Origin of the sequence: Aestuariimicrobium ganziense (assembly GCF_015352975.1) — a bacterium.
In the GTDB taxonomy this organism is placed as follows: domain Bacteria; phylum Actinomycetota; class Actinomycetes; order Propionibacteriales; family Propionibacteriaceae; genus Aestuariimicrobium; species Aestuariimicrobium ganziense.
In genome coordinates this window covers 339,834-365,952 of record NZ_JACYIZ010000004.1, presented here as the reverse complement: position 1 = coordinate 365,952, position 26,119 = coordinate 339,834, and the positions used below count along the sequence as shown (strand labels likewise).

Genomic DNA, 26,119 nt, shown 5'->3' with positions numbered 1-26,119 from the left:
CGACAACCTATCGGCAGGTCACGTGAAGGGCGCGGACGCGTACGATGAGCACCGCCCACGACGTCGAGAGAGGCACCCATGAGCGCCGAGCAGCACCCCACCATGCCCCCCGAGGACCACATTCGTCCCGAGGCACCCAGCGATTTCATCGGGGCTCGCGACAGTGTCGGCTCGTGGTTGGTCAGGTTGCTCAAGGGCATCGCCATCGGCATCGGCTTCATCCTGCCGGGCCTGTCCGGCGGCGTGCTCGCGGTGATCTTCAAGGTCTACGACCCGATGATCCGGTTCCTGGCCGACATGCGGAAGCGGTTCTGGGCCAATGTGCGCTACTTCATCCCGATCGGCATCGGCGCAATGATCGGCATCGTGCTGTTCTCGGTGGTGGTGGCCGCCGCCTTCGGCAAGTACGCAGCAGCCTTCGTCTGCCTGTTCATCGGCTTCGTGATCGGGACCTTCCCCTCGCTGTGGCGCCAGGCCGGCAAGCAGGGACGACGGGGTGTGCACTGGGTGGTCCTGGCCGTCTCGGCGGCCGTGATCTTCGCGATCATGCTGGTCGGCGGCTCGATCGCGCTCAACGTCACCCCGAGCATCCCGGTGTGGTTCGGCTCAGGAGCCCTGATCGGCCTGGGTGTGATCGTGCCGGGCATGAGCCCGTCGAACTTCCTGATCTACTTCGGGCTCTACGACAAGATGGCCGAGGGCATCAAGAACTTCGACCCGGCGGTGTTCATCCCGCTGTTCATCGGTCTGGTCGCCTGCGTGGTGCTGTTCGCCAAGGCCGCCAACTGGGCCTTCGACAAGCACTACGCCGGCATGTACCACTTCATCCTCGGCATGGTGGTCGGCTCGTCGCTGGCCATCTTCCCGACCGTGGTGTTCACCGACGAGGCCCGCGAGACCAGCGGCCTGGGACTGGGTGCCTTCCTCGCCTTCTGCACGGTGATGCTGGTGGTCGGCATCGTCGCCTCGTTGGCGTTCAGCCGGGTCGAGGACAAGTACGCCGACCAGCGTGAGGCGATCGACAAGGGCTGAGCGTCGTTGGGGCGGGCGAGGCACACTGGGAGGCATGAGAAGGACGCTGGTGGTGGTCGCGGCCCTGTCGCTGCTGTGTGCCTGCAGCAGTGCTGATCCCGACGAGGTCGTCGCCGAGAGCCCCTCGACCAGTGGGGCGCCCACCAGCGGTGCGCCGAGTTCGCGTCCGCCGTTCCAGACCGCCCCGACCGGGCCGGTGCGCACCAGCCCACAGCCGTCGACCTCGATCCAGCAGCCGCCCGCCGACCTGCTGCGCGCCATCGAGGACGACCTGCGACGCCGGGGTCTCGACCCCGCCGGCCTGGTGGTGGTCGAGTCGGCGCCGGTGTCCTGGCCCAACGGCGCACTCGGTTGTCCCGAGCCCGGACGCATGTACACCCAGGCCATCGAGCAGGGCTGGCGCGTGATCGTCCAACTCGACGGCCGGAGCCATGACTACCGCTCGGGCAACAGCGGCCGCCCGGTGCTGTGCACCCGCGGTGGCGGGGCCGTCCCGTCGAACCCGCACAGCTGAGCGACAGCTCGTCCGAGCCACGCCGGCATGCCACAGGGGGCGCCCCGGTCGCCCGGAACGCCCCCTGCAGATCGAGTGGGTGCTACTTGTTGGACGGGATCAGGATGGCCTGCTCAGCGCCGGCCTTGTTGTCCATCACCACGATCATCGATCCCAGCGGACGCTGCTTGGCCGCCTCGGCCTTGTCGAGCGTGATTCGCAGCGAGGCCTTGCCCCCGGCGGGGATGTCGACCCAGTCACCATTGGCGACCGCCGGCTTCCACGGGTTGTACTGGGCGACGCCGCTGACGGTGTCGTACCATTCGCCGCTGTTGAGCGAGTAGGACTCCGCGGTGTAGGCGAACTGCCCGGTGATGCCCAGGTCAGAGGCGTAGACCGGGATCAGCAAGGTGCTGACATCGGTGGCGCCAGAGGCCAGGAACCCGGCGAAGTAGGTCCTGCGGGTGTCGAGATCGTTGAAGAACACCCCGGTGCGACCATCGGCGTCGCCGGTGGCAACCAGTCCGTAGTCGACGGTGAACAGGACCTTGTCGACCTTGCCGTCACCGTTGCTGTCGATCGGGATGTCGTACTCCATCGACGACGGGTTCGACATCCTGTTCCACGAGCTCACCGCGAAGACCAGCAACTGGTCGTCACCGTCAGCGAACGACTGCACACCGACGGCCCGCAGGTCGTAGGGGGCATAGCTGTTCGCCGGGGCGTCCTTCGGGTCGCTCAGTCCCCACTGGTAGGTGTCGGCCGAGGTGGCGACCCTGCCCTTGCTCGACAGGGTCACGGTCACACCACCATCGCGCGGGTTGAGTCGACCGTTGGTCGAGGCCGTCACCTTGGCGTCGGGCCTGGGGACCATCAGGTAGGGGACCCGCAGCTGCGACGAGCCGGCGGTGAACACCACGTTGCCGCTGACCTCGTAGAACTTGTACTGGCCACCACCAGCGGCCAGTGCCGAGGGAATGTCAGCTGCGTTGACGGTCATGGTGACCTTGACCGTCGCCTGACCACCTGCGGGCACCGTGACACTCGCCGGCGAGACCGTGATCTGCGCCTTCTTCGACTGCGGCGTGGCCACCGCCTGCGCGGTGTAGGTGACAGCCTTGTCGGCCTTGTTGACCAGGGTGACCGCCTTGGTGCTGGTGTAGGTGGTCACGAACGACTGGAAGCCGAAGCTCAGCTCTGGCTCCTGGTAGTTCTTGCCGTCAACGGTGAAGGTGTCACCGGTGGCCAGCGCGGTCGCCGAGACCACACCCGCAGGATTCACCAGACCGACACCCGACAGGGTGAGCCGGTAACCAGCCACCTTGTTCGGCAGTGCGGTGCTGACCAGCGCGGACGAGATGTCGGTCGCCGACCAGGTCGGGTGTGCCTGGATGGCGAGCGCAGCCACGCCGGCCACGTGCGGGGTGGCCATCGAGGTGCCCGAGTTGAGCGCCTTCTTGTAGCCAGTGCCCACACCCGCCGAGGCGATCGAGACGCCAGGGGCGATCAGGTTGGGTCGCACGGCCGAGTCGGCAGTGCGGGGTCCACCCGAGGTGAACGACGACGCGGCCGAGAAGCCCGGGTTGGGCAGCGGCTTCGCCACCATGGTCAGGGTCGTGCCGTCAGCCGCCACCAGCGCAGGACCGTCGGACTGGCGCACCCCGAGGAACGGGATGGTGACGGTGTAGGCCTCACCGGTGTCGGGGTTCTCGGTGATCTCACCCTCGTAGGGCGGGTAACTCGGCTCGGAGTTGATCATGATCACCGCGCCGGCGCCGGCCTGCTGGCCGAAGATCGCCTTGGCGACACGGGCGCAGGCGCCACGCTCGACCACCGCGATGTCGGTCGAGGTCAGGGTGCCGTAGGAGGCTGCCGAGCAGCCCAGGGCCTCGTTCCCCGGGGTCGCCGGGTTGTCCTTGATGACGCGGATGGTGAACGGAGTGCTGGGCAGGGCGGCCCCGTTGGCATTGATCGCCGGGATCGGCTTGTCGTTGACCGTCAGTTCGGCGCCCGGGAAGCTCTCGGTGGAGTCGTTGGCGGCCACGGCCACCACGCCACGGCCAGTCGCCGGGGAGCCCACCATGTAGGGGTTGTTGCCGTCGTTGCCGGCAGCGGCGACGACGACCACACCGGAAGCAACCGCGTTGGTCGAGGCGATCGCGGTGGCGTCCTCAGTGGTGCCATAGGTCGAGCCCAGCGACATGTTGATGACGTCCATGCCATTAGCGACGGCCCAGTCGATGGCCTCGGTGGTCTTGTCGGTCGAGCCGGCGCAGCCGAAGACACGCAGGGCGTAGATGTCGGCCTCGGGAGCCACGCCGGGGCCGACCTCGAACTCACGCTGCGGCGTGGTCGCGTCGAACGGACCGGTGTAGGGGGTGCCGTCGGGGTTCACGCCACCGCCAGCGGCGCTGCCGGCGACGTGGGTGCCGTGGCCGTAGCAGTCGAGCGGGTTGGGGTCGGGCTTGGCCACCGAGTTGTCATCGCTGGCGTTGTAGGCGTCGCCGACGAAGTCGTAGCCACCCTTGACACGGGGGGCCTTGGGGCCGAACCATGCCGGGTCGGCCGCCTGATCGCTGGTGGCGTCGGCAGTCTTGAACGCCTCGACGGTGCCCGGGCCGCCGAAGTCGGAGTGGGTGTAGTCGACACCGGTGTCGATGATGGCGATCTTGACGCCCTTGCCGGTGTAGCCGGTGTCCTGCCAGACCTGGGGAACACCCAGGTAGGGAACGCTGGTGGCGTTGTTGAGCTCATACTTGATGACCGGGCGCAGCGCGCTCACGCCGGGCAGCTTGGCGATCTCGTCCAGCTTGTCGCTCGAGACCTGCACCTGCATCCCATTGTAGGCGGACTGCATCTGCGAGAGCACCTTGCCGCCGTTGCCCTTGATGCGGCCGGCGATGGCGTCCTGCTTGCCCTTGAGGTTCTTCTTGACCCGGTTCTTCTCGGTCGTGGTCAGGTCGCGTCCGGCCTTGGCCTGGACGACGGCCACGGGGTCACCAGCCATCTCGACCATGACCTTCACGGTCCTGGCCTGGCGAGCTCCCAGCGGTTGGTACTCGGACTGCAGCTTGATGGCGTCCGAGATCGGTCGGTGCCGGTCGGTGCCGGCAGGGTCCGCCGCTGCTGTCAGCGGCAGGACGAGGGTGGCGACTGCGCCCATGACCACAGCAGCGCGCCTCATCGACGTTCGTGACAAGTTGGTCTCCCTGTTCGTGCGAAGTCGGCGTTGGCTTCGCGGCTGCAGTGGACGCTAGGCCAGCCCCTTCGGGCGCGTCAATCATTTCCACCCCCGGGGTTGAGGGTTTTTCACCAAACCGCAACAACAGGCCAGACACAGACGTCCCCCGACCTGGCACGGTCCGGGGACGTCTGGAAGCTCGGGTTGCTCAGCCCTGCTGCGGGGGCTGGTAACCGCCCTGCTGCGGGGGCTGCTGCTGCCACTGCTGGCCGGGCTGGCCCTGACTCGGGGGCTGGTTCCACTGGGGCTGGGCCTGCGGCTGCTGGTTCCACTGGCCCTGTTGGGTCCACTGCTGGTTGCCCTGCTGCGACTGCGGGTTGGGCAGTTCGGTCGACGGCGACGCAGCCAGCTGGCCACCGGCCGACTGGGGGCTGCCGGCCTGGTCACCGCGGTAGGAGATCTCGCCGAAGTTCACATCGGGAGCGCGACGCACCTGCGGATCGTTGACCTCGAAGTAGGTGGCCTTCTCGAACTTGAACATGTTCGCGACGATGTTGCTCGGCACCTGCTCGACCGTGGTGGTGTAGGCGCGCACGTTGGCGTTGTAGAAGCGCCGGCCGGCCGCGATCCGGTCTTCGGTGTCGGTGAGCTCCTGCTGCAGGTGCAGGAAGTTCTGGTTCGACTTCAGCTCGGGGTAGGCCTCGACGCTGACGATCAGGTTGCGCACCGCACCCGAGAGCTGGCTCTCGACCTCGGCTCGCTGCTCGCTGGGCATGCCGCCACCGGACTGACCGGCCAGGGCCTGCGCCTGGTTTCGCAGCCGGGTGACCTCTTCGAGGGTGTTGCGCTCGTGGGCGGCGTAGGCGCGCACCGTCTCGACCAGGTTGGGGATCAACTCGTAGCGCCGGTTGAGCTCGACGTCGATCTGTCGCCACGACTCCTGGATGAGGTTGCGCATGCGCACGAAGCTGTTGTACGGCGCGATGAACAGCAGGGCGCCGATGGCCACGATCGCGATGAGGCCGATGATGATCCATTCCATGGCGTTCACCCTAGCGCCCGAGCGGGCCCGGGCCGGGCGAGCGTGTTCCACTAGGCTCGCCGACATGGACGACCGCACGCTCGCTGCCGACATCAACGCCGCCTGCCGCCTCACCGGCACCTTCACGCTCCGGTCCGGGCAGGTGGCCGACACCTACTTCGACAAGTACCTGTTCGAGGCGCAGCCGGCGCTGCTCGAGCGGGTGGCCGCGGCGATGGTGCCGCTGTTGTCCGACGACACCGAACTGCTTGGCGGCCTGGAGCTCGGCGGTGTGCCGATCGCCACCATGGTGAGCGCGAAGACCGGGCTGCCGGCGCTGTTCGTCCGCAAGGAGGCCAAGACCTACGGCACCTGCAAGCTGGCCGAGGGACCCGAGGTCGCTGGGCGTCGGGTGACGCTGATCGAGGACGTGATCACCACTGGCGGTGCGGTGCGCGACGCCACCCGCGCGTTGCGCGAGGCCGGCGCCATCGTCGAGACCGTGGTCTGCGCCATCGACCGCTCCCCCGAGGGGACGAACCCCTTGGACGATGTCGGCCTCGAGGTGCGCTCAGTACTCACCCGCGCCGACCTGGACGCCGCAGCGGCAATCGAGTAGACACGCCCTCCCCTCTCACTGAGGCACACCCTGCTGTGTGAAGCACAGGAAATTGCCTGTGCCCCACACAACAACCTGTGCCTCAGCGCTGGTCGCTCGGCTCCCGCCCTACTCAGCGATCGGTGCGGCTGGCCAGAGTGGCGATCGCGACGGAGCGCTCGCCGGTGGCCACCAGGTCCTGCGCGGTGGTGAGCGTCAGCAGCGGCTGGTGCGGCGGCGCCCCGGGATGGCCGGGAACTGGGTCGAGCACCCAGCCTGCGTCCTTGTCGACGGTCAGCTGCGAGGCGGGGACGACCACCTCGTAGCGCAGGGTCGCCCGAGCGGTCTCGACCACCACCTCGTCGCCCTCGACCAGGTCGAGCAGTCCGCGAAACGGTGACCCGTGGGTGACTCGCAGCCCCGCCATCGCGGTGTTGCCGACGTCGCCGGGCCACGCCGTCGTGCGGTACCAACCCACGCCGCGCTGCAGGGCGTCCTCGTCGGTGCCCACCACCACCGGCCATGCCAGTCCGAGCTTCGGGATGCTGATCACGCCGATCGGAGCACCCGGCGTGCTGGCGCCGACCGTGCTCGGCACAGCGGCCCAGTTCGCGCGCATGCTGGCCACCTCCTGACCGGCGCGGGTCCGGGCGCGTGCGTCGGTGCCCCAGACCTGCCAGCCCAGGAAGCCTCCGGCGGCGAGCACGACGACCAGCATCCCGACCAGGGTCCACGCCACTGGTCCGGGGCGTCGTCGTGCCTTGTCTCGTCTCGCCATCGCCGCCATTGTGCCGCAGCCAGACCCTCGTCCAGCACTGCACCACCATCGACACCACAGTGACGGCATTGTGGTGTTGATATGACACCATGACGACGCCATGATGGTGTCATGGAACTCGGACCCCACATCGAAGCCCTGCATCGCGACCTGGGCAACGCCGCCTCGCTCGGCGACGACGCCGCTCGCGACGCCGCCTCACGGCTGCTGGTCGCCCTCGACCCAGCCCTGCGGATGGCCATGCTCGACCTGCTCTCGCAGGCCGCAGCCCAGCTCTCGTCCGAACTGGACGACACCGTCGTCGAGGTGCGGATGGCCGGTCGCGAACCCCAGTTCGTGGTCACCCGCCACCAAGCCGCCCCCGCCCTTGACACCGAACCCACCGAGGTGCTCGGCGACGACCAGGCCACCACCCGACTCACCCTGCGCCTGCCCGACGGGCTCAAGGCCCGCGCCGAGGACGCCGCCACCCGCAGCGGCCAGTCGCTCAACACCTGGATCGTCGAGGCGGTCCGCGGCGCGTTCGGCTCCCAGTCGCGCCACCACCACAACCGATCCACCGGCCGCCGGCTCACCGGCTGGGCCTGACCCAGGAGACCACCACCATGACTGACACCACCTCCATCGTGCGGACCACCGCCGTCGACGCCCCGGTGCGCGTGCGCATCCGCAACGCCCGCGGTGACGTCGCCGTCCAGGCCGTCGAAGGACTCACCGAGGCACGAGCCGAACTGCGCTCGCGCGGCCCGGTCGACCTCGACCCGTTCGCCCCCGAGTTCCGCGACGGTGAACTCCACATCGACGTGCCGGCCCTGCTGGACGCCGAGGGCGCACCGGGGTTCAGCTTCTCGATCGGGCGCCACTCCTTCAGCTTCGGCTCGAACCAGCCCGAGGTGCTCGTGGTCGTCCACGTGCCCACCAACTCGCCGGTGCACGCCGAGACCAAGTCGGGCGACATCTCACTCGACGGCCGCTTCGCCGAGGTCGAGTTGTCGACCGGCCAGGGTGACATCAGCGTCACCGAGGCGGCCCGCGCCAAGTGCTCCACCGGCAGTGGCGACGTGTCGCTGCGGCGGATCGACGGCGACGCCGACCTGAACACCGGCTCGGGCGACATCAGCGTCGCCGACAACACCGGACGAATGAAGGCCACCACCGGTTCGGGCGACATCGACGTGCACGCCGTGCACGGTGAGGGCAAGCTCTCGACCGGCTCGGGCGACGTGTCGGTCGACCTGGTCGAGGGCACGGTCCGGCTCAGCAGCGGATCAGGTGACTTCTCGGTGCGCGAACTCGGGTCGGGCTCGGTCGAGGCCAAGACCGCCTCGGGTGACATCTCGATCGGCGTGCGCGGCGGCATCCCTGTGTGGACCGACTGCTCGTCCATGACCGGTGACGTCGACTCGAGCCTGCGCGGTGCGGGCGAGCCGAGCGAGGGTCAGCCGCACATCGAGATCCGGGCGACCACGGTCTCGGGCGACATCTCGCTGACCGAGGTCTGATCGGCCAAGCCAGACCGATCAGCGAAACGCGGTCAATCCACTGGGCGGGGCGGGCGAGGAGTCGCTCGCCCCGTCGTGGAAGGGCTGGGCTCCCCCGACCAGCGAGGTCAGGTGCTCACCCGACACCACCCGGTAGGGGAAGGGCGCGCCGGCAGCTGCCCGGTTCAGGTGCTGGATCGGTAGTCCGGTGGCCGACGCCCCGATCACCACGTTGCCGAAGCGTCGTCCCTTCAAGGTCGACGACTCGGTGCTCAGCGCCACGTGCCTGAAGTAGATCCGAAGGCCCGAGACCAGCCGCCTCGTCCACGCGAAGGGATGCATGTCGGTGACGTTGAGCAGCACTTGGGCATCCGGGCGTGCGATCCGGCGCAGGTCGGCGAAGAACTCCACGGTGACCAGGTCGGCCGGCACCCTCGCCCCAACGAAGGCGTCGACGATGACGATGTCGGCGTAGTCGTCAGGCATCGCCCGCACCCCGGCCCGGCCGTCGACCCCGCGCACCTTGATGCCACTGTTGCGCGGCAGGCCGATGGTCTCGCGCACCTCGGCGGTCAAGGTCTCGTCCGGTTCGCAGACGATCTGCGGCGAGGTCGGACGAGTGTGCGCCACGTAACGGGCCAGGCTCAGCCCTGCTCCCCCGATGTGGACGACCCGAAGCCGCTCGCCTCGTGGGGCATGGGCGTCGATGTGGTGCGCGATCCGCTGCATGTAGTCGAAGGCCAGGTGCTCGGGATCGTCCGGATCGACCCAGCTCTGGTCGGCCCCACCGACCCTGACGAACCACGCCCCCGGATGGTCGGGGTCGGGGACGACGCGGGGCTCGCTCACCCGGTCAGCCTACGGGTCGGGCGTGGGTTCAGATCAGACGGCCTCGAGTGGCAACTGTCGACCCATGACCACCTACCCTCGGCTGCTTGATCGCCAAGGCCGAGCAGGCACACACTTCAAGACATGAGCCTGCGCATCACTCGTCGCGCTCTGGTTGTGCTCGGCGCAACCCTGGCGCCAGCCTCGCTTGGCGCCTGCGCGGCCAACCGCACCCCGCTGGATGGCAAGTGGACTGTCACCGACGCAGCTGGCCCCGAGGCCGCCATTCCCACCAATGGCAGCAAGGCCACCATGGAGTTCAAGGGCAACAAGATGACGGGGTACGACAGTGTCGGTCCCTTCCAGGCGACGATCAGCATCGCCGGAGACAGAATCACCTTCGGTGAGTTGACCCACGGGGCCATCGGAAGTGTCGGCGAGATCGGCAAAGCCAAGATGTTCATCTTCGCGGTGATCAGCAGCAAACCTCGCTACCGGATCGACGGGTACACCCTGACTCTGACAGGTTCCGGAGGACGCATCCTGACCCTGAAGAGGTGACAGCGCCGGCCCGCCCCCATCCTGGTGAGGCCGGGGGCCACCCCGTGGGGCGGGATCCGGCCGCAGCTGGCGATCACCAGGCTGTCGGTGGCGTCGTCGCGGTCGAAGACCACGGTCTGGCCCTCGGCGATCTCACCGGCGAGCAGCTTGCGCGCCAACGCGTCCTCGATGGTCGACTGCACCAGCCGGCGCAGCGGACGAGCACCGTAGACCGGGTCGAAACCGGTCAGCGCCAACCACTCCTTGCCGGCCGGGGTCACCTCGAGGGTGATCCGGCGCTCGGCCAGACGACGGTTGAGCTTGGCCAGCGTGGTGTCGACGATGCGGGTCAGGTCGTCGGTGGTCAGCGGATCGAACATCACGATGTCGTCGAGCCGGTTGAGGAACTCGGGCCGGAACGAGCTGCGCACCACGTTCATCACCGCGTCGTGCTTGGCCTTGGCGTCGAGGTTCTGGTCGGCCAGGAACTGTGATCCCAGGTTCGAGGTGAGGATCAGGATCGTGTTGCGGAAGTCGACCGTGCGTCCCTGACCATCGGTGAGACGGCCGTCGTCCAGCACCTGCAGCAGGATGTTGAACAGGTCGGGGTGGGCCTTCTCGACCTCGTCGAGCAGCACCACCGAGTACGGTCGACGACGCACCGCCTCGGTGAGCTGTCCACCCTCCTCGTAACCGACGTAGCCGGGAGGGGCACCGACCAGGCGCGAGACCGAGTGCTTCTCGGAGTACTCGCTCATGTCGATACGGACCAGCGCGGTCTCGTCGTCGAACAGGAACTCAGCCAGCGACTTGGCCAACTCGGTCTTGCCGACACCGGTCGGGCCCAAGAACAGGAACGATCCGGTCGGACGGTTCGGGTCGGAGATGCCGGCCCGGGAGCGACGCACCGCGTCACTGACCGTGCGCACCGCCCCGTCCTGGCCGATCAGTCGCTGGTGGACGTGGTCCTCCATGCCGAGCAGCTTCTCGGACTCGCCCTGCAGCATCTTGCCGACTGGGATGCCGGTCCAGGCGCTGACCACCTCGGCGACGTCGGCGGAGTCGACCTCTTCGGAGACCATGGCGCTCTGGGCGCGCTGTTCCTCGGCCACCGTGGCCTCGTCCAGTTGCTTCTCGAGTGCCGGGATCTGCCCGTAGGAGATCTCCGACGCCTTGGCGAGGTCACCCTCGCGCAGGTGGCGGTCGGCCTCGGTGCGCAGCTTGTCGATCTGCTCCTTGAGGTCACCGACCGCGTTCAGACCCGACTTCTCGGCCTCCCAGCGAGCCTCGAGTCCGCGCAGTTGCTCGCGGGCGTCGGCCAGTTCGGCCTGCAGCCGCTCGAGTCGCTCCTTGGACGCAGCGTCGTCCTCCTTCTCGAGCGCGAACTGCTGCATGCTCATCCGGTCGACCGTGCGACGAAGCTGGTCGATCTCCTCCGGGGACGAGTCGATCTCCATCCGGAGCCGCGACGCGGCCTCGTCGATCAGGTCGATGGCCTTGTCAGGCAGCTGTCGCGAGGTGATGTAGCGGTTCGACAGGCTGGCCGCGGCGACCAGCGCGCCATCGGTGATCCGCACCTTGTGGTGGGCCTCGTAGCGCTCGCGCAAGCCGCGCAGGATGGCGATGGTGTCCTCGACGCTGGGCTCGCCGACGTAGACCTGCTGGAAGCGGCGTTCGAGGGCGGGGTCCTTCTCGATCCGCTCGCGGTACTCGTCCAGGGTGGTGGCACCGATCATCCGCAGCTCGCCGCGGGCCAGCATCGGCTTGAGCATGTTGCCGGCGTCCATGGAGGAGTCACCCGACGCACCGGCGCCGACAACGGTGTGCAGCTCGTCGATGAAGGTGATCACCTGGCCCTCGGCGTCACGGATCTCGTTGAGCACGGCCTTGAGCCGCTCCTCGAACTCGCCGCGGTACTTGGCACCGGCGACCATCGAGGGCAGGTCGAGCGAGACGACGCGTCGTCCCTTGAGCGAGTCAGGCACGTCGCCGGCGACCACACGCTGGGCCAAGCCCTCGACGACGGCGGTCTTGCCGACGCCGGGCTCGCCGATCAGCACGGGGTTGTTCTTGGTGCGCCGGGCGAGCACCTGGACGACCCTACGGATCTCGGAGTCTCGTCCGATGACCGGGTCGAGCTTGCCCTCACGGGCACGTTCGGTGAGGTCGACCGAGTACTTGTCGAGCGCGGACTCCCCGCCCTCGGACTCGGCACTGGTGATCCGCTTGTCACCACGAGCGGCCTGGAAGGCCTCGAGCAGCTTCTCAGGGGTGACGCCCACTTGCCCCAACACCTTCTTGGCGTCGGACGGTACGTGCGCGAGCGCGATCAGCAGGTGTTCGGTGGCGACGAAGGCGTCGCCGAGCTGGTCGGCGCGGGTCTCGGCCTCGGCCAGCACGCGGGCAAGAGCGCCCGACAGGTTCGGCTGCGAGACCGACGACCCCTGGGCCGACGGCAGCTTGGTGATGGCGCCCTGCGCCGCGGCGTCGACGACGGCCGGGTCTGCGCCGACGGCACTGAGCAGCGGCCCGACAGTGTTGTCGGGCACCATCAGCAGCGCGTGCAGCAGGTGGCTGGGTTCGGCCGAGGGGTTGCCGTGGGTGAGAGCGTTCCGCAGCGCCGCGGAGACGGCGTCGCGCGACATCGTGGTGAGCTTCTCGGTGTTCATGTACCTCATGCTTTCATGGCTGGGGTGGAAGTTGAGTCCACCTCACTCAACTTTGATCCGGGGTCCAGTATTCCGCAAGAGTGGGCGCATGGGGCAACGCGAAGTGCGCATCGAGGACGACCGGGTGGTGCGCCCTCGTCAGCCCTGGACGGCGACTGTCCACGCCGTGCTGGGCGAGGTCGGCCACCAGCTGTTCGCCTGAACGCACGTGCCATTTCGCCGCCGGTTCGTGAAGAAATCGCGGGATGTCGAGCAGTTCGGGCCACAAATCGCCACGCCTCACGCACGCGGTGAGATGTCCAGCCCGCTGGTGGCCCGAAATCGCCAGATGTCAGGGCCGTTCCCGCCACAAGTCGCGGGCGCCCGCTCGGCGAACGTCAGGCGAGGGGCACCACAGCCGCCTTCGGCAGAGCGCACTCCCGCTCACCCTTGAGCCGGGCGTGCAACGCCCAAGCCAGAGCCGCCACCGCGGCGATCGCCAGCACCGGTTGCACCGGGGCGAACCACTGCATCGCACCGGCGTAGCCGAGCAGCAGCAGGGCGAGCTTGTTGCAGACCGGGCAGCCGACGGCGAAGAAGGTGAGCAGCCCACCGAGCATGCCGCGTCGTCCGCCCTTCTGGCTGGCGCCAGCAGAGCCGGTCACCGCAGCGCGCGGGGGCTCTCGCACGTAGCTGGCCATCACCAGACCGCTGAGCACCGCGGCCACCACCAGCGTCGGCCAGGCCCACCAGGTCAGCCCGATCTCGCGTCCGAAAACCGGGTTGGGAATCAGCACCGTCGGCACACCGATGAACAGGATCGTCACCAGCACTCCGGCCAGCGCCGACCACCAACGCCGACGTGACCAGCCGGCCAACGTCATCAGGTGTCCGCGCAACATACCCCTGAGGGTATCCACTAGGGCAAGGGCGAGCCACCCGGGCGGGTGGGCAGGCACGCCAGCGCGGCATACTGGCGCTCGTGCGACGCCCTCCAACTCCGCTGCGCCCGACTCCCCTTCGACTGGTGCACGGCGAGGCCGGACCCACCATCCACGGCCAGGCCGGCAGCATCCGTCCCGAACCACGGCCCTGGAGCCGTTACGTGGCGATCGGCGACTCGTTCACCGAGGGCATGAGCGATCCCGATCCCCAGACCCCGAACGCGTTCATCGGGTGGGCCGACCGTCTGGCAGCCCTCCTGTCGTCGCACAGCGAGGAGTTCACCTACGCCAACCTCGCGGTGCGGGGCCGCAAGTTGGACGACGTCGCAGGCGCCCAGACCGAGGCAGCACTCGCCCTCGAGCCCGACCTGGTCAGCATCGTCGGCGGCGGCAACGACATCCTGCGTCCCCGCGCAGACGTGGACGCACTGGCCCAGCAACTCGACCAAGCCGTCGCCACGATCAGGGCGACCGGGGCCGACGTGCTGATGGCGACCCCGACCGACCCGGCCGGCGCCCTGATCATCGGCCGCACCCGCGGCCGGGTGGCCACCTACATCAGCCACATCTGGTCGATCGCCCAGCGCCATGGCTGCTACGTGCTCAACCAGTGGGCCTGCGACTACCTCAAGGACTGGAGGATGTGGGCCGACGACCGCATCCACATGACCCCCGAGGGTCACCGGCGGGTCGCGCTGACCGCCTACGTCACCCTGGGCCACACCGAGCAGGAGGCCGACTGGCGCGCTCCCCTGCCGCCCCAAGCACCAGCAGGCGCCATCACCACACTGCGCGGACACGCCACCTGGGCACGGGTGCACGGCGCCCCGTGGGTGCAGCGCCGGCTGCAGGGTCGGTCATCGGGCGACCTGGTCGACCCGAAGCGTCCGCGGCTCGCACCGGTCGTGGTGGAGCCGATCGGCGACGAAGGCCCTCTCAGCGGCGACGAGCCCGGGACGCCGCCTCGTGCCCACGGGTGAGCGCCGGGCGGCGTCCGCGGGTGAGGTAGCAGATCGGCACGATCCCCAGCGAGTTCGCCACCGACAACGACAGCGCCCACAGCGACTTGCGGCCGTTCACCTGCTCGGCGGGACGCCTGGCCAGGTCGACCAGGGCGACGATCCTCAACACGACGTCGGCGGCACCCAGCGCGAGCAGGATCCGGCGGATGCGGGGGTGGAGGTCAGACCAGCGGTTCATGACCCCATCCTCCCCCGCCGACCAAACAGTCGGGCGGAACCACGACAGACGCACAGCCGCCCTGCGGGGGTGCGCCAGACCCTGCCGAGGCTTGGCCAGCACGCATAGGTTGGAGGCGTGGCAGACCAGACCAGCACTCGTCCCGCCGACACTCCCCGTCCGCCGGACACCACCGTCGGTGAACTGCGCGCCAGCGGGCACACCGCCAAGCCCCTTCGCACCGAGGTGCGCGACAACCTGCTCGCCGCCCTCGCCGAGGGACGAGACCCGTGGCCGGGCCTGCACGGGTTCGCCCAGACCGTCGTCCCGCAACTCGAACGCGCGCTGATCGCCGGTCACGATGTCGTCCTGCTCGGTGAACGCGGGCAGGGCAAGACCCGCCTGCTGCGCACCTTGGTCGGCCTGCTCGACGAGTGGACGCCGGTGATTGCCGGCAGCGAACTCGGTGAGCATCCCTTCGAGCCGATCACCGAGACCTCACGCCGCCGGGCGTCCGCACTGGGCGACGACCTGCCCGTCACCTGGCGCCACCGCGACGAGCGCTACGCCGAGAAACTCGCCACCCCCGACACGTCCGTGGCCGACCTGATCGGCGACGTCGACCCGATGAAGGTCGCAGAGGGACGAAGCCTCGGCGACCCCGAGACCATCCACTTCGGCCTCATCCCCCGTAGCCACCGCGGCATCGTGGCGATCAACGAGTTGCCCGACCTGGCCGAGCGCATCCAGGTGTCGATGCTGAACGTGATGGAGGAGCGCGACATCCAGATCCGCGGCTACGTGCTGCGGCTGCCGCTCGACGTGCTGGTGGTGGCCAGCGCCAACCCCGAGGACTACACCAACCGCGGCCGGATCATCACCCCACTCAAGGACCGCTTCGGCGCCGAGATCCGCACCCACTATCCCACCGAACTCGGCGACGAGGTCGCCGTCATCCGCCAGGAGGCCAACCTGGTCGCCGAGGTGCCCGAGGTGCTGGTCGAGGTGCTCGCCCGCTTCACCCGGAGCCTTCGTGAGTCGTCGGCGATCGACCAGCGAAGCGGGGTCTCGGCCCGGTTCGCGATCGCCGGGGCCGAGACCGTGGCCGCTGCCGCGCTGCACCGCGCCACCACCCAGGGTGAGGACGAGGCCGTGGCCCGGGTCGTCGACCTCGACGCCGCCCTCGACGTACTGGGCGGCAAGGTCGAGTTCGAGAGCGGCGAGGAGGGTCGCGAGAGCGACATCCTCACCCACCTGCTGCGCACCGCGGTCGCCGAGACCGTGCGCGCCCACTTCCGCGGCATTGACCTGGCACCGCTGGTCGACGCGCTCACCGCCGGGCACACCGTGCTCACCGGTCCCCAGGTGTCGGCACTGGACTTCCTGTCCGGCCTGCCGCCGCTGCGTTCGTCCGCCGTGCGCGGCCACGGTCCAGACGACGACCCCGCCACCTACGACGAGGTTTGCGACCGGCTCGATGCCACCACCGACGGGCAGCGGGCCAGCGCGATCGAACTCGCCCTGGAGGGGCTCTACCTGGCGCGGCGGGTGAGCAAGGACACCGACGGCGGCCAGACCCTGTACGGGTGACCCGGGACTGGTTGGTCGACTAGAGGGAGGAACGAGCGACGTGTCGAGACCGAGCAACGCCCGCTACGGCCGCTACCGCGACGGGCCCGACCCGCTCGCGCCACCGGTCGACCTCGCCGAAGCGCTGGACGCGATCAGCGAGGACGTGATGACCGGCTACAGCCCCGAGCGTGCGCTGCAGGAGTTCCTGCGCCGCGGCGGACGGCAGCAGCGCGGGCTGGACGACTTGGCTGGTGACGTGGCCCGCCGCCGGCGCCAACTCACCCGCCGCCACCGCCTCGACGGCACCCTGCAGGAGGTCAAGGAACTGCTCGACCGGGCCGTGCTCGCCGAACGCAAGCGGTTGGCCCGTGATCTGGACGACGAGGCCCGGTTCTCCGAGATGCAACTTCAGACCCTGCCCCGCTCGACCGCGTCCGCGGTCAGCCAACTGAGCTCCTACGACTGGCGCGATGCCGAGGCGCGTGAGAACTTCGAGCAGATCCGCGACCTGCTTGGACGCGAAGCCCTCGACCAGCGCTTCTCCGGCATGAAGCAAGCGCTCGAGGGGGCCACCGACGCCGACCGCGAGGCGGTCAAGCAGATGCTCGACGACCTCAATGACCTGCTCGAGGCCCACGCCCGCGGCGACGACACGACCCAGCAGTTCGAGCAGTTCATGGACACCTACGGCCAGTACTTCCCCGAGAACCCCCGCAACGTGGACGAACTGCTCGACGCCCTGGCCCAGCGTGCGGCTGCGGCACAACGGATGTTCAACTCGATGAGCGCCGACCAGCGCCGCGAACTGATGGAGCTGTCGCAGCAGGCCTTCGGCTCTCCCGCACTGGCTGAGTCGATGGGCAGGCTCGACGCCAACCTGCGCGCGATGCGCCCCGGTGAGGACTGGAGCGGCTCGTCCCAGTTCAGCGGTGAGCAGGGGCTCGGCCTGGGCGATGGCACGGGAGTGTTGCAGGAACTCGCCGACCTCGACGACCTGGCCGAACAGCTCGGGCAGTCCTACCCCGGCGCACGTCTGGACGATCTCGACCTCGACAAGCTCGCCGCCCACCTCGGCGACGAGGCCGCTGTCGATGCCCGCACTCTGACCCAGCTCGAGAAGGCGCTGCGCGACAGTGGCTACCTGCGCCGATCCACCGACGGGTCGCTACGGCTGTCACCCAAGGCGATGCGGCGACTGGGCAAGGCACTGCTCAAGGACGCCGCCACCCGGCTCTCGTCCCGGCAGGGCCACCGCGACGCCCGCCTGGCCGGGGTGGCGGGCGAGCCCAGCGGAGCCAGCCGGGCCTGGACCTTCGGCGACACCGAACCCTGGGACGTCACCCGCACCCTGACCAACGCCCTGCAGCGCGGGGCCGGTGAGACCCGGCGACCCGGCGAGCCAGTGCGGATCGACATCCGTGATGTCGAGGTGACCGAGACCGAGGCTCGCACCCGGGCTGCGGTCGTGCTGCTGGTCGACACCTCGTTCTCGATGGCGACCGAGGGCCGTTGGGTGCCAATGAAGCGCACCGCACTGGCCCTGCACCACCTGGTCTCGACCCGGTTCCGGGGCGACTCGCTGCAACTGGTCGGGTTCGGCCGGCACGCCCGCGCCATGGACATCGAGCAGTTGACCGCCCTCGAGCCGCACTACGAGCAGGGCACCAACCTGCACCACGCGCTGTTGCTGGCCGGGCGCCACTTGCGCCGCCACCCCAGCTCACAACCGGTGCTGCTGGTGGTCACCGACGGTGAACCGACCGCCCACCTGATGGGTGATGGCGAGGCCTTCTTCGACTACCCGCCACACCCGCTGTCGCTCTCGCTGACGGTGACCGAACTCGACGCGGTGACCAGACTCGGCGCCCAGACCACCTTCTTCCAACTCGGGGACGACCCCGGGCTGGCCAGGTTCGTCGAGCAGATGGCCAGACGAGCCGGCGGCAGCGTCGTCCACCCCGACCTGGACGACCTCGGTGCTGCCGTGGTCGGTTCGTACCTCGGGTCGAGGTGGGGCTGGGAGCGCGACGACGACCTGTGGTGACGGGGGTGGCCGGCGCGACGTTCGCCAATGATGAGAAACCCCTCATCAAGCTCTCATCATTCCTCCCATCCCGTCGGGTCACGCTGGTGGTGTGAATGGCAGGACGACAGTGTTCATTGCGACAACGGGAGGGCTGGCCCTCCTGGTGCTCGCCGTGCTGTTCGCCATGCTCGGCCCACTGGGCGGGGGACCCAGCTTCGGTGGCCCGGTTCACATCGCGACGCCCGGACCCTCTCCGACTACGTCGGCATCACCCACCCCCACCCCCACCCCCACTCCGAAGCCGACTCCGGCGACCCCGCGGGCGACGCCCTCAGCGCCCCCTCCCAACACCGCCATTCCGGGGCCCCGGCCGACCAGGGTGCAGCCGCGTCCGAAGCCGCCGGTGCAGCCACCGGTCAACGACGACGACGAGTGGGACGACGACGAAGAGGACGACGATGACTGATCGTTCTTGGCTCGAACGCGTCGATGAGGCCACGTTGTCGATCCGCCCGGTCGATGACAGCGACTCCGTGCCGACCGCGGTCAGCCCACCCACCCCCGCATCGCCTCCTGACGAGGCAGGATGGATCTCCATGGGGGACGAGAAGTCGTTGGCGGGGGCTCCGGTGGTGGCTGCAGGCCCCGATCCGTCCGCCAAGCAGGCCGCCCCCCGCCGGTCGAGGTGGGCCCGGCTCAGCCTCTCGACCCAGGTGCTGTCTGCACTCCTGGCGATCGCGAGCCTCGGCTACGTGCTCACCGGTCTGGTCAACATCGCGATCCAGCGCAATGCTGCCGACGAGCGCATCGAGGCCTCGCTGGCCCAGGAGGTCGCCGAGCTTCGCACCCTCGCCGAGGGCACCGACCCGGTGACCGGGCAGCCGTTCTCGTCGGTCGGGGCGCTGCTCGAACTCGCCATGGAACGCAACATCCCCAACCTGCGCGAGGGCTTCGTGGCCACGCTCAACGGCCAGGTGCTGCCGGCCCCCCAGGGCTCGGGAGACCTGCACCTGGAGCGGGTCGAGCCACTGCTGCAGCGGATGGCCCAGGTCAGGGCCAATTCCCCGGTCACCCGCGGCAGCCTGGTGCACGAGGGGCGTGAACTGCAGTACGTGATCGTCGGGGTCACCGTCGGCGACAGCCCCGACCTGGGCGTGTTCGCCGCCGCCGTCGACGTCTCGGCCGAGTACGCGCTGAACGACCGGGCCGTACGCGCCCACAGCGCGGCCTCACTGGCGGCGTTGCTGTTGATCGCCTCACTCGGCGCTCTGGCCTTCAACCGGGTGCTTCGTCCGCTGCAACGACTGGGCGACACCGCCGAGACCATCACCGGCACCGACCTGAGCACCCGGGTCGACACCCGCGGACCCTCCGACCTGAAGAAGCTGGCCGAATCTGTGAACCGGATGCTCGACCGGCTGCAGGCCGCCTTCGCCGGCCAGAAGGCGATGCTGGACGACGTCGGTCACGAACTCCGCACCCCGCTCACCGTGATCCGTGGCCACCTCGAGTTGATGAACCCCGCCGACGAGGCCGATGTCGACGAGACCCGCACCCTGGTCACCGACGAACTCGACCGGATGTCGCGCCTGATCGACGACCTCGTGCTGATCGTCAAGTCCGAGGCCCCCGACTTCCTTCGTCCCACCCCCACCGATGTCGATGCGACCGTCGAGTCGGCGCTGACCCGGGCGCGATCGTTGGCTGATCGTGACTGGCGCCTCGACACCAGTTCTGGGCTGGTCGTCGAGGTGGACGAGCAGCGGCTCACCCAGGCGCTGCTGCAGTTGGCGTCCAACGCGGTGCGCTTCACCGACCCCGGTGACCTGATCGAGTTCGGCACCCGCCGTTCGACCGACGACGTGCAGGTCTGGGTGCGCGACGCCGGCGAGGGCATCCCGGCCAAGGAACTGGCCAACGTGTTCAACCGGTTCGAGCGCGGCACCAGCCTGCGCAACCGTGGTGAGGCCGGTCAAGGCTCAGGCCTGGGGCTGTCGATCGTGTCGGCCATCGCCCGCGCCCACGGCGGCCAGGTGACGGTCAGTTCGCAGCCAGGCGTCGGTTCGCAGTTCACGATCACGCTCCCCCGCAACGCCCCGACCATCCCGCTGGAGTTCGAATGAGCCGCATCCTGATCGCCGAGGACGAGTCACGCATCGCCTCGTTCATCCACAAGGGCCTCAAGAACGCCGGCTACTCCCCCGTCGTCGTGGACGACGGCTTCGCCGCCCTGCAGTTGGCCACCCACGGCGAGTTCGACCTGATGATCCTCGACGTCGGCCTGCCCGAGATGGACGGCTTCGAGGTGCTGCGCAGGCTGCGTGGCCAGGGCGGGACGATCCCGGTGATCATGCTCACCGCCCGCAGTTCGGCCGTCGACACGATCGCCGGGCTCGAGGGAGGTGCCGACGACTACATGGGCAAGCCGTTCAGCTTCGAGGAACTGCTGGCCAGGGTGAAGCTGCGGCTGCGCCCGGCCACCCAGGCGACCGCCGCACCCGAGGAGGCAACCAGCCGGCTGCAGGTCGGCGACGTCACCCTCGACCTGCACAGTCGTGAGGTCAGCGTCGACGGTGAGACCCACGACCTGTCGGCCCGGGAGTTCACCATGCTCGAGACCTTCCTGCGCAACCCGCGCCGGGTGCTCAGCCGCGAGCAACTGCTCAGCCGAGTGTGGGGGTACGACTTCGACCCCAACTCCAACGTGGTCGACGTCTACGTCGGCTACCTGCGCAAGAAGGTCGGCGCAGCACGCATCGCCACCGTGCGCGGAATGGGTTATCGGCTCGAGGCCTGAGCCTCGTCCCACCCTTTCGCGCAGCCCATTCTCCGGACGCCCTTGGCGGGCGTGGCTACCGTCGGAACCGTGGGCAAGCGCATCAGCATCATCTACAACCCGACCAAGATCGACGACCTCGACCTGCGGGTCGGCATCGCCTCGCGACTGGCCGGTGAGCACGGCTACGAGACGCCTGACTGGATTCCCAGCACTGAGGACGATCCCGGTTTCGGTCAGGGCAAGCAGGCTCTGGAGTCAGGGGCCGACCTGATCTGTGCGATGGGTGGCGACGGCACCGTGCGCCTGGTCGCCCAGGCCTTGCGTGGCAGCGGCGTGCCGTTCGGGGTGATCGCCGAGGGCACCGGCAACCTCCTGGCCCGCAACCTCGACCTGCCGCTCAATGACTTCGAGGACGCCCTCGAGATCGCGATGACCGGCGACGACCGACCGATCGACCTGGGGCTGGTGTGGTTCGACGACCAGGATGAGCGGGTCTTCCTGGTGATCGCCGGGGTCGGCACTGACGCCGACACCATGGCCAACACCCACGACAACCTCAAGAAGATGATGGGCTGGCTGGCCTACGTCGAGTCGGGCAGCCGGGCCATGCTGTCGCGGGGCTTCCGTGCACGGGTCGACAACGGTGACCTGCCCGGGCCCGACGGACGAGCGCACCACGCCCGCTCGTACATGGTCTGCAACTGCGGCATCCTCACCGGCGGCGTGGTGCTCGTCCCCGAGGCCGAGCCGGACGACGGCCAACTCGACACCCTGGTGCTGGCACCCAAGGGGCCGTTCGGCTGGGGCGGGGTGCTGCTCGACATCGCCACCCACCACCGCCGCGGCAGCAAGCGGATGCGGCACTGGACCACCCATCAGGCCACCGCCGAGTTCAACCGCCCGGTCGAAGGGCAACTCGACGGCGACGCCGTGGGCGAGGTGCGGCGGATGCGCACCGACATCGACCCCGGGTCGCTGGTCGTCCGGGTCGCCAAGAACGACTGAGTCCGGCGTCCGGCTGCCCTTGCACCGCGGCGCTGCGGCCCGGTTCACGGCCTTCCTGCGCACCAAATCGAGTTTGAGCACCAACGTTGGTGCGGGACCTCGATCTTGGTGCGGGGGAAGCGCCGCGCCACTATCTGAATGAGCAGTCAGTTCGGGCATCTGGGCGCCACAATGAGCAGGTGACCCACCCCGCCTCCACCCCCGAGGCCGAGTCACCCCCGGTGCCGAAGGGTGTCATCGCCTCAATCATCCTGTTCGGAGCCGTGGGGCCGCTGGCCACCGACATGTACCTGCCGGCCTTCCCGATGGTGGTGCGCGACCTCGACACCACCCCTGGCCTGCTCAACCTCACCCTGACCACCTTCTTCGTGGGCATGGCCCTCGGCCAGTTGGTGGGTGGCCGGTTCTCCGACCAGGTGGGGCGCAAGCGTCCGCTCGTGGCCGGGACGATCGCCCTGATGGCCGCCTCGGCGCTGTGTGCGATGGCACCCACCATCGAGGTGATGATCATCGCGCGACTGCTGCAGGGCTTCAGCGGTGGTTGGACGATGGTGATCGGACGCGCGGTGCTGGTCGACCTGGCCCGTGGTGCGCAGCTGGTGCGGGTGATGAACACGGTGATGGCGGTCGGCGCGATCACCCCCCTGGTGGCCCCGCTGCTGGGAGCGGCGATCCTGCGGCTGGGCACCTGGCACCACTCGTTCTGGGCAATCGCCCTGGTCGCCGCGGTGCAGTTGCTGGCGGCGCTGTTCGTCGTCCCCGAGTCGCTGCCGCCCGAACGCCGCCACGCGGGTGGGTTGGTCGAGTTTGGACGAGCCGCCGGCCACATCCTGCGCAAGCGTGCCTACGTCGGCTTCATGATGATCAACGCCCTGCAGGGCATCGGCATCTTCGCCTACGTGTCGAGTTCGCCCTACCTGTTCCAGACCCTCAACGGACTGAGCCCCACCCAGTACTCGCTGGTGTTCGCCTTCAACTCCGGCGCGATCATGATCTCGTCCACGCTGTCGGCCCGCCTGGCCGGACGCGTGCCCACCCACCAGGTGTTGATGAGCGGGCTGCTGCTGGCCCTGGCCGGCGGCCTGTGGATGATGCTCGGGGTGGCGGCCTTCGACGCCCCACTGTGGTCGGTGTGGCCGGCGTGCTTCGCGCTGACCTTCTCGATCGGGCTGGTCGGTGGCAACTCAGGCGCGCTCGCCTCGGCCGAGGTGCCCGACCACGCCGGCACCGGTTCGGCATTGCTCGGCCTGGCCGGTTCGACCGCAGCCGCCATATCACCGGTGTTGATCACGCTGATGGGGGCAGCCTCGGCCTGGCCGCCGGCGATCCTTCTGACACTGGCACCGATCGGCGGGCTGGCGATGCTGGTGTTGGTGGCGATGCCCGCGCAGCGGGCCAAGGCCGCGACCGCCTGAGCGACTGGCCGTCAGCCGAGCTCGTCCCTCGTCGGGGAGTAGGCGCCCACGTGGCTGACGGTGATCGCCGAGGTCTTGATCGCCCGAGCCAGCGCCTCACGCACCTGGTCGACGCGTGCTCGTTCCAGCCGCTCGACCGCCTCACGCGAACCCAGCAACCCCTGGTCGAGCAGTGACGACACCATGCCGGCCATGAACGAGTCGCCGGCACCGACGGTGTCACCGACGTCGACCACGTTGGGCGCGAGGTCGACCAACTCGGGCCGGCCGGCCATCCGCGCGGACGCACCGTCGGCACCGCGAGTGACCACCACCAGCTTCGGACCGAGCGCGATCCACCCATCGAGGACCGCCTCGGCGCTGCGATCGGGGTAGAGCCAGGCCAGGTCTTCGTCCGAGGCCTTCACCAGGTCGCTGGCGGCGACGATCTGTTCGATCCGCTCACGCACCAAGTCGGCCGTGCCCATCAGCGCTGGGCGGGCATTGGGGTCGTAGCTGACCGAGGCCGTGCGACCCATCGTCCGCACCGCCTCGAGCACATCCGAACCTCCAGGTTCCAGCGTCGCGGCAAACGAGCCGGTGTGCAGGTGGCCCACCTCGCCGACCCCGTCGAGCGCAGGCACCCGCCACTCCAGGTCGAAGTCGTAGGTGGCCTTGCCCTCGGCGTCGATGTGGGCGTTGGCGACCGGGGTGTGGGCGGCGCCGTCGCTGCCCTCGACCAGGCGGACACCGGCGACCGTCGCCGTCTCGGCGATCCTGACGCCGCGTTCGTCATGGCCGATCCAGGTGGCCAGCCGGGTGTCGTGGTCGAGGCGGGCCAAACCACTGGCCACGTTGAGGATGCTGCCTCCGACATGCTCGGAAGGGGCATTTCCAGTGCGGTGCACGACGTCGATCAGGGCCTCGCCCAGGCAGAGCACGCTCGTCATGGCCACACGCTAGCGCGCAGGCCCCGCCACTCAGCGTCCGGGCAGCGCCAACTGGCCGCGAACCACGCGACCCAGGTGCACCGCGCCAGAGGTCTCGGCGGTGAACACCCGAGGCACTCCGGTGCGCTCGTGGTGCAGTTCGGCCCTGGCCGCCTCGAGCCGGGACGACAACTCATTCACCTCGTCGCGCAGCCGATCGTTCTCGGTCTCCATGGCCAGGATGCGGCGGATGCCGTTGAGGTTGATGCCCTCGACCTGCGACAGGTGCTGGACGAGCCGCAGCCGGGCCACGTCGTGCATCGAGTAGCGCCGGCCTCGTCCGCGTGCCCGCTTCGGCTCGACCAGACCCATCCGGTCGTAGCCGCGCAGGGTCTGCGGGTGCATGCCGGCCAGGTTGGCCGCGACCGAGATCGTGAAGATCGGTGCGTCGCGGTCGAGTACCTGCGGCAGGTGGGCGCTCATGTCAGCTCCCCAAACCCCTCTCAGTTCCCGTAGAGGGCCTGGCGCGGGTTGGGGGCGCCGGCCAGCCGCACGTACTCCTCGAGCGCGTGCTTGGCGTCGTCGGTCAGGTCTTCGGGCACCTGCACGTCGACGGTGACCAGCAGGTCGCCGTGGGTGCCGTTGGCTCGTCCGACACCCTTGCCGCGCACCCGGAAGGTGCGACCGTTCGGGGTGCCGGCGGGCAACTTGAGTTTCACTCGCGGACCGGTCAGCGTGGGCACCTCGATGGTGGCGCCCAAGGAGGCCTCGGCGAAGGTCACAGGCACGTCGAGGGTGAGGTTGTCGTCCTTGCGGCCGAACAGCTTGTGGGGACGCACGTGGACGACCACGTAGAGGTCGCCGGCCGCCCCGCCGTTCTCGCCGGCCGAGCCCTTGCCCTTGATCCTGATCCGCTGGCCGTCGGACACCCCGGCAGGCACACGAACCTGCATCGAGTGGGTCGAACGCCCGCGCCCGGAGCCGTGGCAGACCTGGCAGGGGTCGTCCACGACCAGCCCGCGACCCTTGCAGTCGCGGCAGGGTTCGGTGACCTGGAAGACGCCACCGGCGGTGGAGGCCTGCATGCCCGAGCCCTGGCAGGTGGTGCACACCTTGGGCACGGTGCCCGCCTTCGCGCCGGTGCCCCGGCAGGCCGAACACGCCGCGTCGGAGACCATCTGCACGGGCACGGTCACGCCCTCGACGGCGTCGGTGAAGTTGATCGTCACCTCGCCCTCGACATCGCTGCCGCGGCGCGGTCCGCCTCGTCCACCGGCACTGGGACGACGCCCCGCCGCTTGGCCGAACAGGTCACCGAACAGGTCGGAGAACCCACCGCCGGCCTGGCTGGCGTTGCGGAACAGGTCGTTGACGTTCGGGCCCGCCCCGCCGGCACCGCCGGTCGGGAACCGGAAGCCGCCACCGCCGAACAGCCGGCGCGCCTCGTCGTACTCCTTGCGCTTGGCCGGGTCACTGAGGATGGTGTTGGCCTCGGAGATCTCCTTGAACCGGTTCTCGGCAGCCTTGTCTCCGGGGTGCTGGTCAGGGTGGTTGTCACGCGCCAGCTTGCGGAAGGCCTTCTTGATCTCTTCGGGCTTGGCGTCCTTGGAGACGCCCAGCACCTTGTAGTAGTCCTTCTCGATCCAGTCCTTGGTGCTCATCGGGGCCTCCTCTCGACGTCAGGTGAGTTG

General features: G+C 69.1%; 23 protein-coding genes and 1 pseudogene. 14 read left to right on the top strand and 10 right to left on the bottom strand.

What is annotated here, in order from left to right:
* Nucleotides 1-78 precede the first annotated feature (78 nt).
* Both IE660_RS09825 and IE660_RS09820 read left to right on the top strand, forming a co-directional pair.
* Nucleotides 79-1,032 (top strand): DUF368 domain-containing protein, encoded by a 954-nt coding sequence (locus IE660_RS09825; RefSeq protein WP_235997305.1) that lies wholly within the window; start codon nucleotides 79-81, stop codon nucleotides 1,030-1,032.
* A 34-nt stretch (nucleotides 1,033-1,066) separates the two neighbouring features.
* Nucleotides 1,067-1,546 carry a hypothetical protein gene (locus IE660_RS09820; protein WP_203568179.1) on the top strand — a complete coding sequence of 160 codons (480 nt, stop codon included), beginning with the start codon at nucleotides 1,067-1,069 and terminating at the stop codon, nucleotides 1,544-1,546.
* Between the two features lie 82 nt (nucleotides 1,547-1,628).
* On the opposite strand, the gene IE660_RS09815 is transcribed toward IE660_RS09820, so the two are convergent.
* A complete protein-coding gene (locus IE660_RS09815) occupies nucleotides 1,629-4,709 on the bottom strand; it encodes a S8 family peptidase (RefSeq protein WP_203568178.1) in 3,081 nt (1,026 codons plus the stop codon).
* Nucleotides 4,710-4,914: 205 nt separating this feature from the next.
* Nucleotides 4,915-5,748, bottom strand: a complete 834-nt coding sequence (locus IE660_RS09810; protein ID WP_203568177.1) for a LemA family protein — start codon at nucleotides 5,746-5,748, stop codon at nucleotides 4,915-4,917.
* A gap of 64 nt (nucleotides 5,749-5,812) precedes the next feature.
* On the opposite strand from IE660_RS09810, the gene pyrE reads away from it, so the two are divergent.
* Nucleotides 5,813-6,346 (top strand): orotate phosphoribosyltransferase, encoded by a 534-nt coding sequence (gene pyrE / locus IE660_RS09805; RefSeq protein ID WP_203568176.1) that lies wholly within the window; start codon nucleotides 5,813-5,815, stop codon nucleotides 6,344-6,346.
* A gap of 112 nt (nucleotides 6,347-6,458) precedes the next feature.
* Here the strand turns inward: pyrE and IE660_RS09800 are convergent, their stop codons facing one another.
* Nucleotides 6,459-7,103, bottom strand: coding sequence for a sortase (locus IE660_RS09800; RefSeq protein WP_203568175.1), 645 nt, complete (start codon nucleotides 7,101-7,103; stop codon nucleotides 6,459-6,461).
* A 111-nt stretch (nucleotides 7,104-7,214) separates the two neighbouring features.
* On the opposite strand from IE660_RS09800, the gene IE660_RS09795 reads away from it, so the two are divergent.
* On the top strand, nucleotides 7,215-7,691 hold the full coding sequence (locus IE660_RS09795) for a toxin-antitoxin system HicB family antitoxin (protein WP_203568174.1): 477 nt from the start codon (nucleotides 7,215-7,217) through the stop codon (nucleotides 7,689-7,691).
* Nucleotides 7,692-7,708: 17 nt separating this feature from the next.
* Nucleotides 7,709-8,605, top strand: a complete 897-nt coding sequence (locus IE660_RS09790) for a DUF4097 family beta strand repeat-containing protein (RefSeq protein WP_203568173.1) — start codon at nucleotides 7,709-7,711, stop codon at nucleotides 8,603-8,605.
* 18 nt (nucleotides 8,606-8,623) lie between these two features.
* On the opposite strand, the gene IE660_RS09785 is transcribed toward IE660_RS09790, so the two are convergent.
* On the bottom strand, nucleotides 8,624-9,433 hold the full coding sequence (locus tag IE660_RS09785; protein WP_203568172.1) for a spermidine synthase: 810 nt from the start codon (nucleotides 9,431-9,433) through the stop codon (nucleotides 8,624-8,626).
* Nucleotides 9,434-9,556: 123 nt separating this feature from the next.
* Here IE660_RS09785 and IE660_RS09780 point away from each other — a divergent pair, with 123 nt between their 5' ends.
* The gene (locus tag IE660_RS09780; protein ID WP_203568171.1) at nucleotides 9,557-9,973 is read left to right on the top strand and encodes an META domain-containing protein; all 417 of its coding nucleotides are present in this window, start codon (nucleotides 9,557-9,559) and stop codon (nucleotides 9,971-9,973) included.
* Between the two features lie 71 nt (nucleotides 9,974-10,044).
* Here the strand turns inward: IE660_RS09780 and clpB are convergent.
* Together clpB and IE660_RS09770 are read right to left on the bottom strand one after the other, a co-directional pair.
* Nucleotides 10,045-12,621, bottom strand: a pseudogene (gene clpB / locus IE660_RS09775) (ATP-dependent chaperone ClpB); the annotation flags it as partial.
* Nucleotides 12,622-12,998: 377 nt separating this feature from the next.
* Nucleotides 12,999-13,502, bottom strand: coding sequence for a hypothetical protein (locus IE660_RS09770; protein ID WP_203568169.1), 504 nt, complete (start codon nucleotides 13,500-13,502; stop codon nucleotides 12,999-13,001).
* Nucleotides 13,503-13,582: 80 nt separating this feature from the next.
* On the opposite strand from IE660_RS09770, the gene IE660_RS09765 reads away from it, so the two are divergent.
* Nucleotides 13,583-14,524: an SGNH/GDSL hydrolase family protein gene (locus IE660_RS09765; protein ID WP_203568168.1), complete on the top strand. Its 942-nt coding sequence runs from the start codon at nucleotides 13,583-13,585 to the stop codon at nucleotides 14,522-14,524.
* Here IE660_RS09765 and IE660_RS09760 read toward each other — a convergent pair.
* A complete protein-coding gene (locus IE660_RS09760) occupies nucleotides 14,481-14,744 on the bottom strand; it encodes a DUF5652 family protein (RefSeq protein ID WP_203568167.1) in 264 nt (87 codons plus the stop codon). The genes IE660_RS09765 and IE660_RS09760 overlap by 44 nt on opposite strands.
* 117 nt (nucleotides 14,745-14,861) lie before the next feature.
* On the opposite strand from IE660_RS09760, the gene IE660_RS09755 reads away from it, so the two are divergent.
* From IE660_RS09755 to IE660_RS09725, 7 genes are all read left to right on the top strand, one after another.
* The gene (locus tag IE660_RS09755) at nucleotides 14,862-16,313 is read left to right on the top strand and encodes a magnesium chelatase (protein WP_203568166.1); all 1,452 of its coding nucleotides are present in this window, start codon (nucleotides 14,862-14,864) and stop codon (nucleotides 16,311-16,313) included.
* A gap of 40 nt (nucleotides 16,314-16,353) precedes the next feature.
* Nucleotides 16,354-18,339, top strand: coding sequence for a vWA domain-containing protein (locus tag IE660_RS09750; protein ID WP_203568165.1), 1,986 nt, complete (start codon nucleotides 16,354-16,356; stop codon nucleotides 18,337-18,339).
* Nucleotides 18,340-18,448: 109 nt separating this feature from the next.
* Nucleotides 18,449-18,787, top strand: a complete 339-nt coding sequence (locus IE660_RS09745; RefSeq protein ID WP_203568164.1) for a hypothetical protein — start codon at nucleotides 18,449-18,451, stop codon at nucleotides 18,785-18,787.
* A complete protein-coding gene (locus tag IE660_RS09740) occupies nucleotides 18,780-20,444 on the top strand; it encodes a sensor histidine kinase (protein ID WP_203568163.1) in 1,665 nt (554 codons plus the stop codon). Before IE660_RS09745 ends, IE660_RS09740 begins: the two co-directional genes overlap by 8 nt.
* The gene (locus tag IE660_RS09735) at nucleotides 20,441-21,118 is read left to right on the top strand and encodes a response regulator transcription factor (protein WP_203568162.1); all 678 of its coding nucleotides are present in this window, start codon (nucleotides 20,441-20,443) and stop codon (nucleotides 21,116-21,118) included. The genes IE660_RS09740 and IE660_RS09735 overlap by 4 nt, the downstream gene beginning before the upstream one ends.
* A gap of 69 nt (nucleotides 21,119-21,187) precedes the next feature.
* The gene (locus IE660_RS09730) at nucleotides 21,188-22,105 is read left to right on the top strand and encodes a diacylglycerol/lipid kinase family protein (protein WP_203568161.1); all 918 of its coding nucleotides are present in this window, start codon (nucleotides 21,188-21,190) and stop codon (nucleotides 22,103-22,105) included.
* 179 nt (nucleotides 22,106-22,284) lie between these two features.
* Nucleotides 22,285-23,520 carry a multidrug effflux MFS transporter gene (locus IE660_RS09725; RefSeq protein ID WP_203568160.1) on the top strand — a complete coding sequence of 412 codons (1,236 nt, stop codon included), beginning with the start codon at nucleotides 22,285-22,287 and terminating at the stop codon, nucleotides 23,518-23,520.
* Nucleotides 23,521-23,531: 11 nt separating this feature from the next.
* Here the strand turns inward: IE660_RS09725 and IE660_RS09720 are convergent, their stop codons facing one another.
* From IE660_RS09720 to dnaJ, 3 genes are read right to left on the bottom strand one after another with little or no spacing between them, the layout of a single operon-like run.
* Nucleotides 23,532-24,449 carry a carbohydrate kinase family protein gene (locus IE660_RS09720; protein WP_203568159.1) on the bottom strand — a complete coding sequence of 306 codons (918 nt, stop codon included), beginning with the start codon at nucleotides 24,447-24,449 and terminating at the stop codon, nucleotides 23,532-23,534.
* Nucleotides 24,450-24,479: 30 nt separating this feature from the next.
* Nucleotides 24,480-24,911, bottom strand: a complete 432-nt coding sequence (locus IE660_RS09715) for a heat shock protein transcriptional repressor HspR (RefSeq protein WP_203568158.1) — start codon at nucleotides 24,909-24,911, stop codon at nucleotides 24,480-24,482.
* A gap of 20 nt (nucleotides 24,912-24,931) precedes the next feature.
* Nucleotides 24,932-26,089, bottom strand: coding sequence for a molecular chaperone DnaJ (gene dnaJ, locus IE660_RS09710; protein ID WP_203568157.1), 1,158 nt, complete (start codon nucleotides 26,087-26,089; stop codon nucleotides 24,932-24,934).
* Between the last annotated feature and the right edge of the window lie 30 nt (nucleotides 26,090-26,119).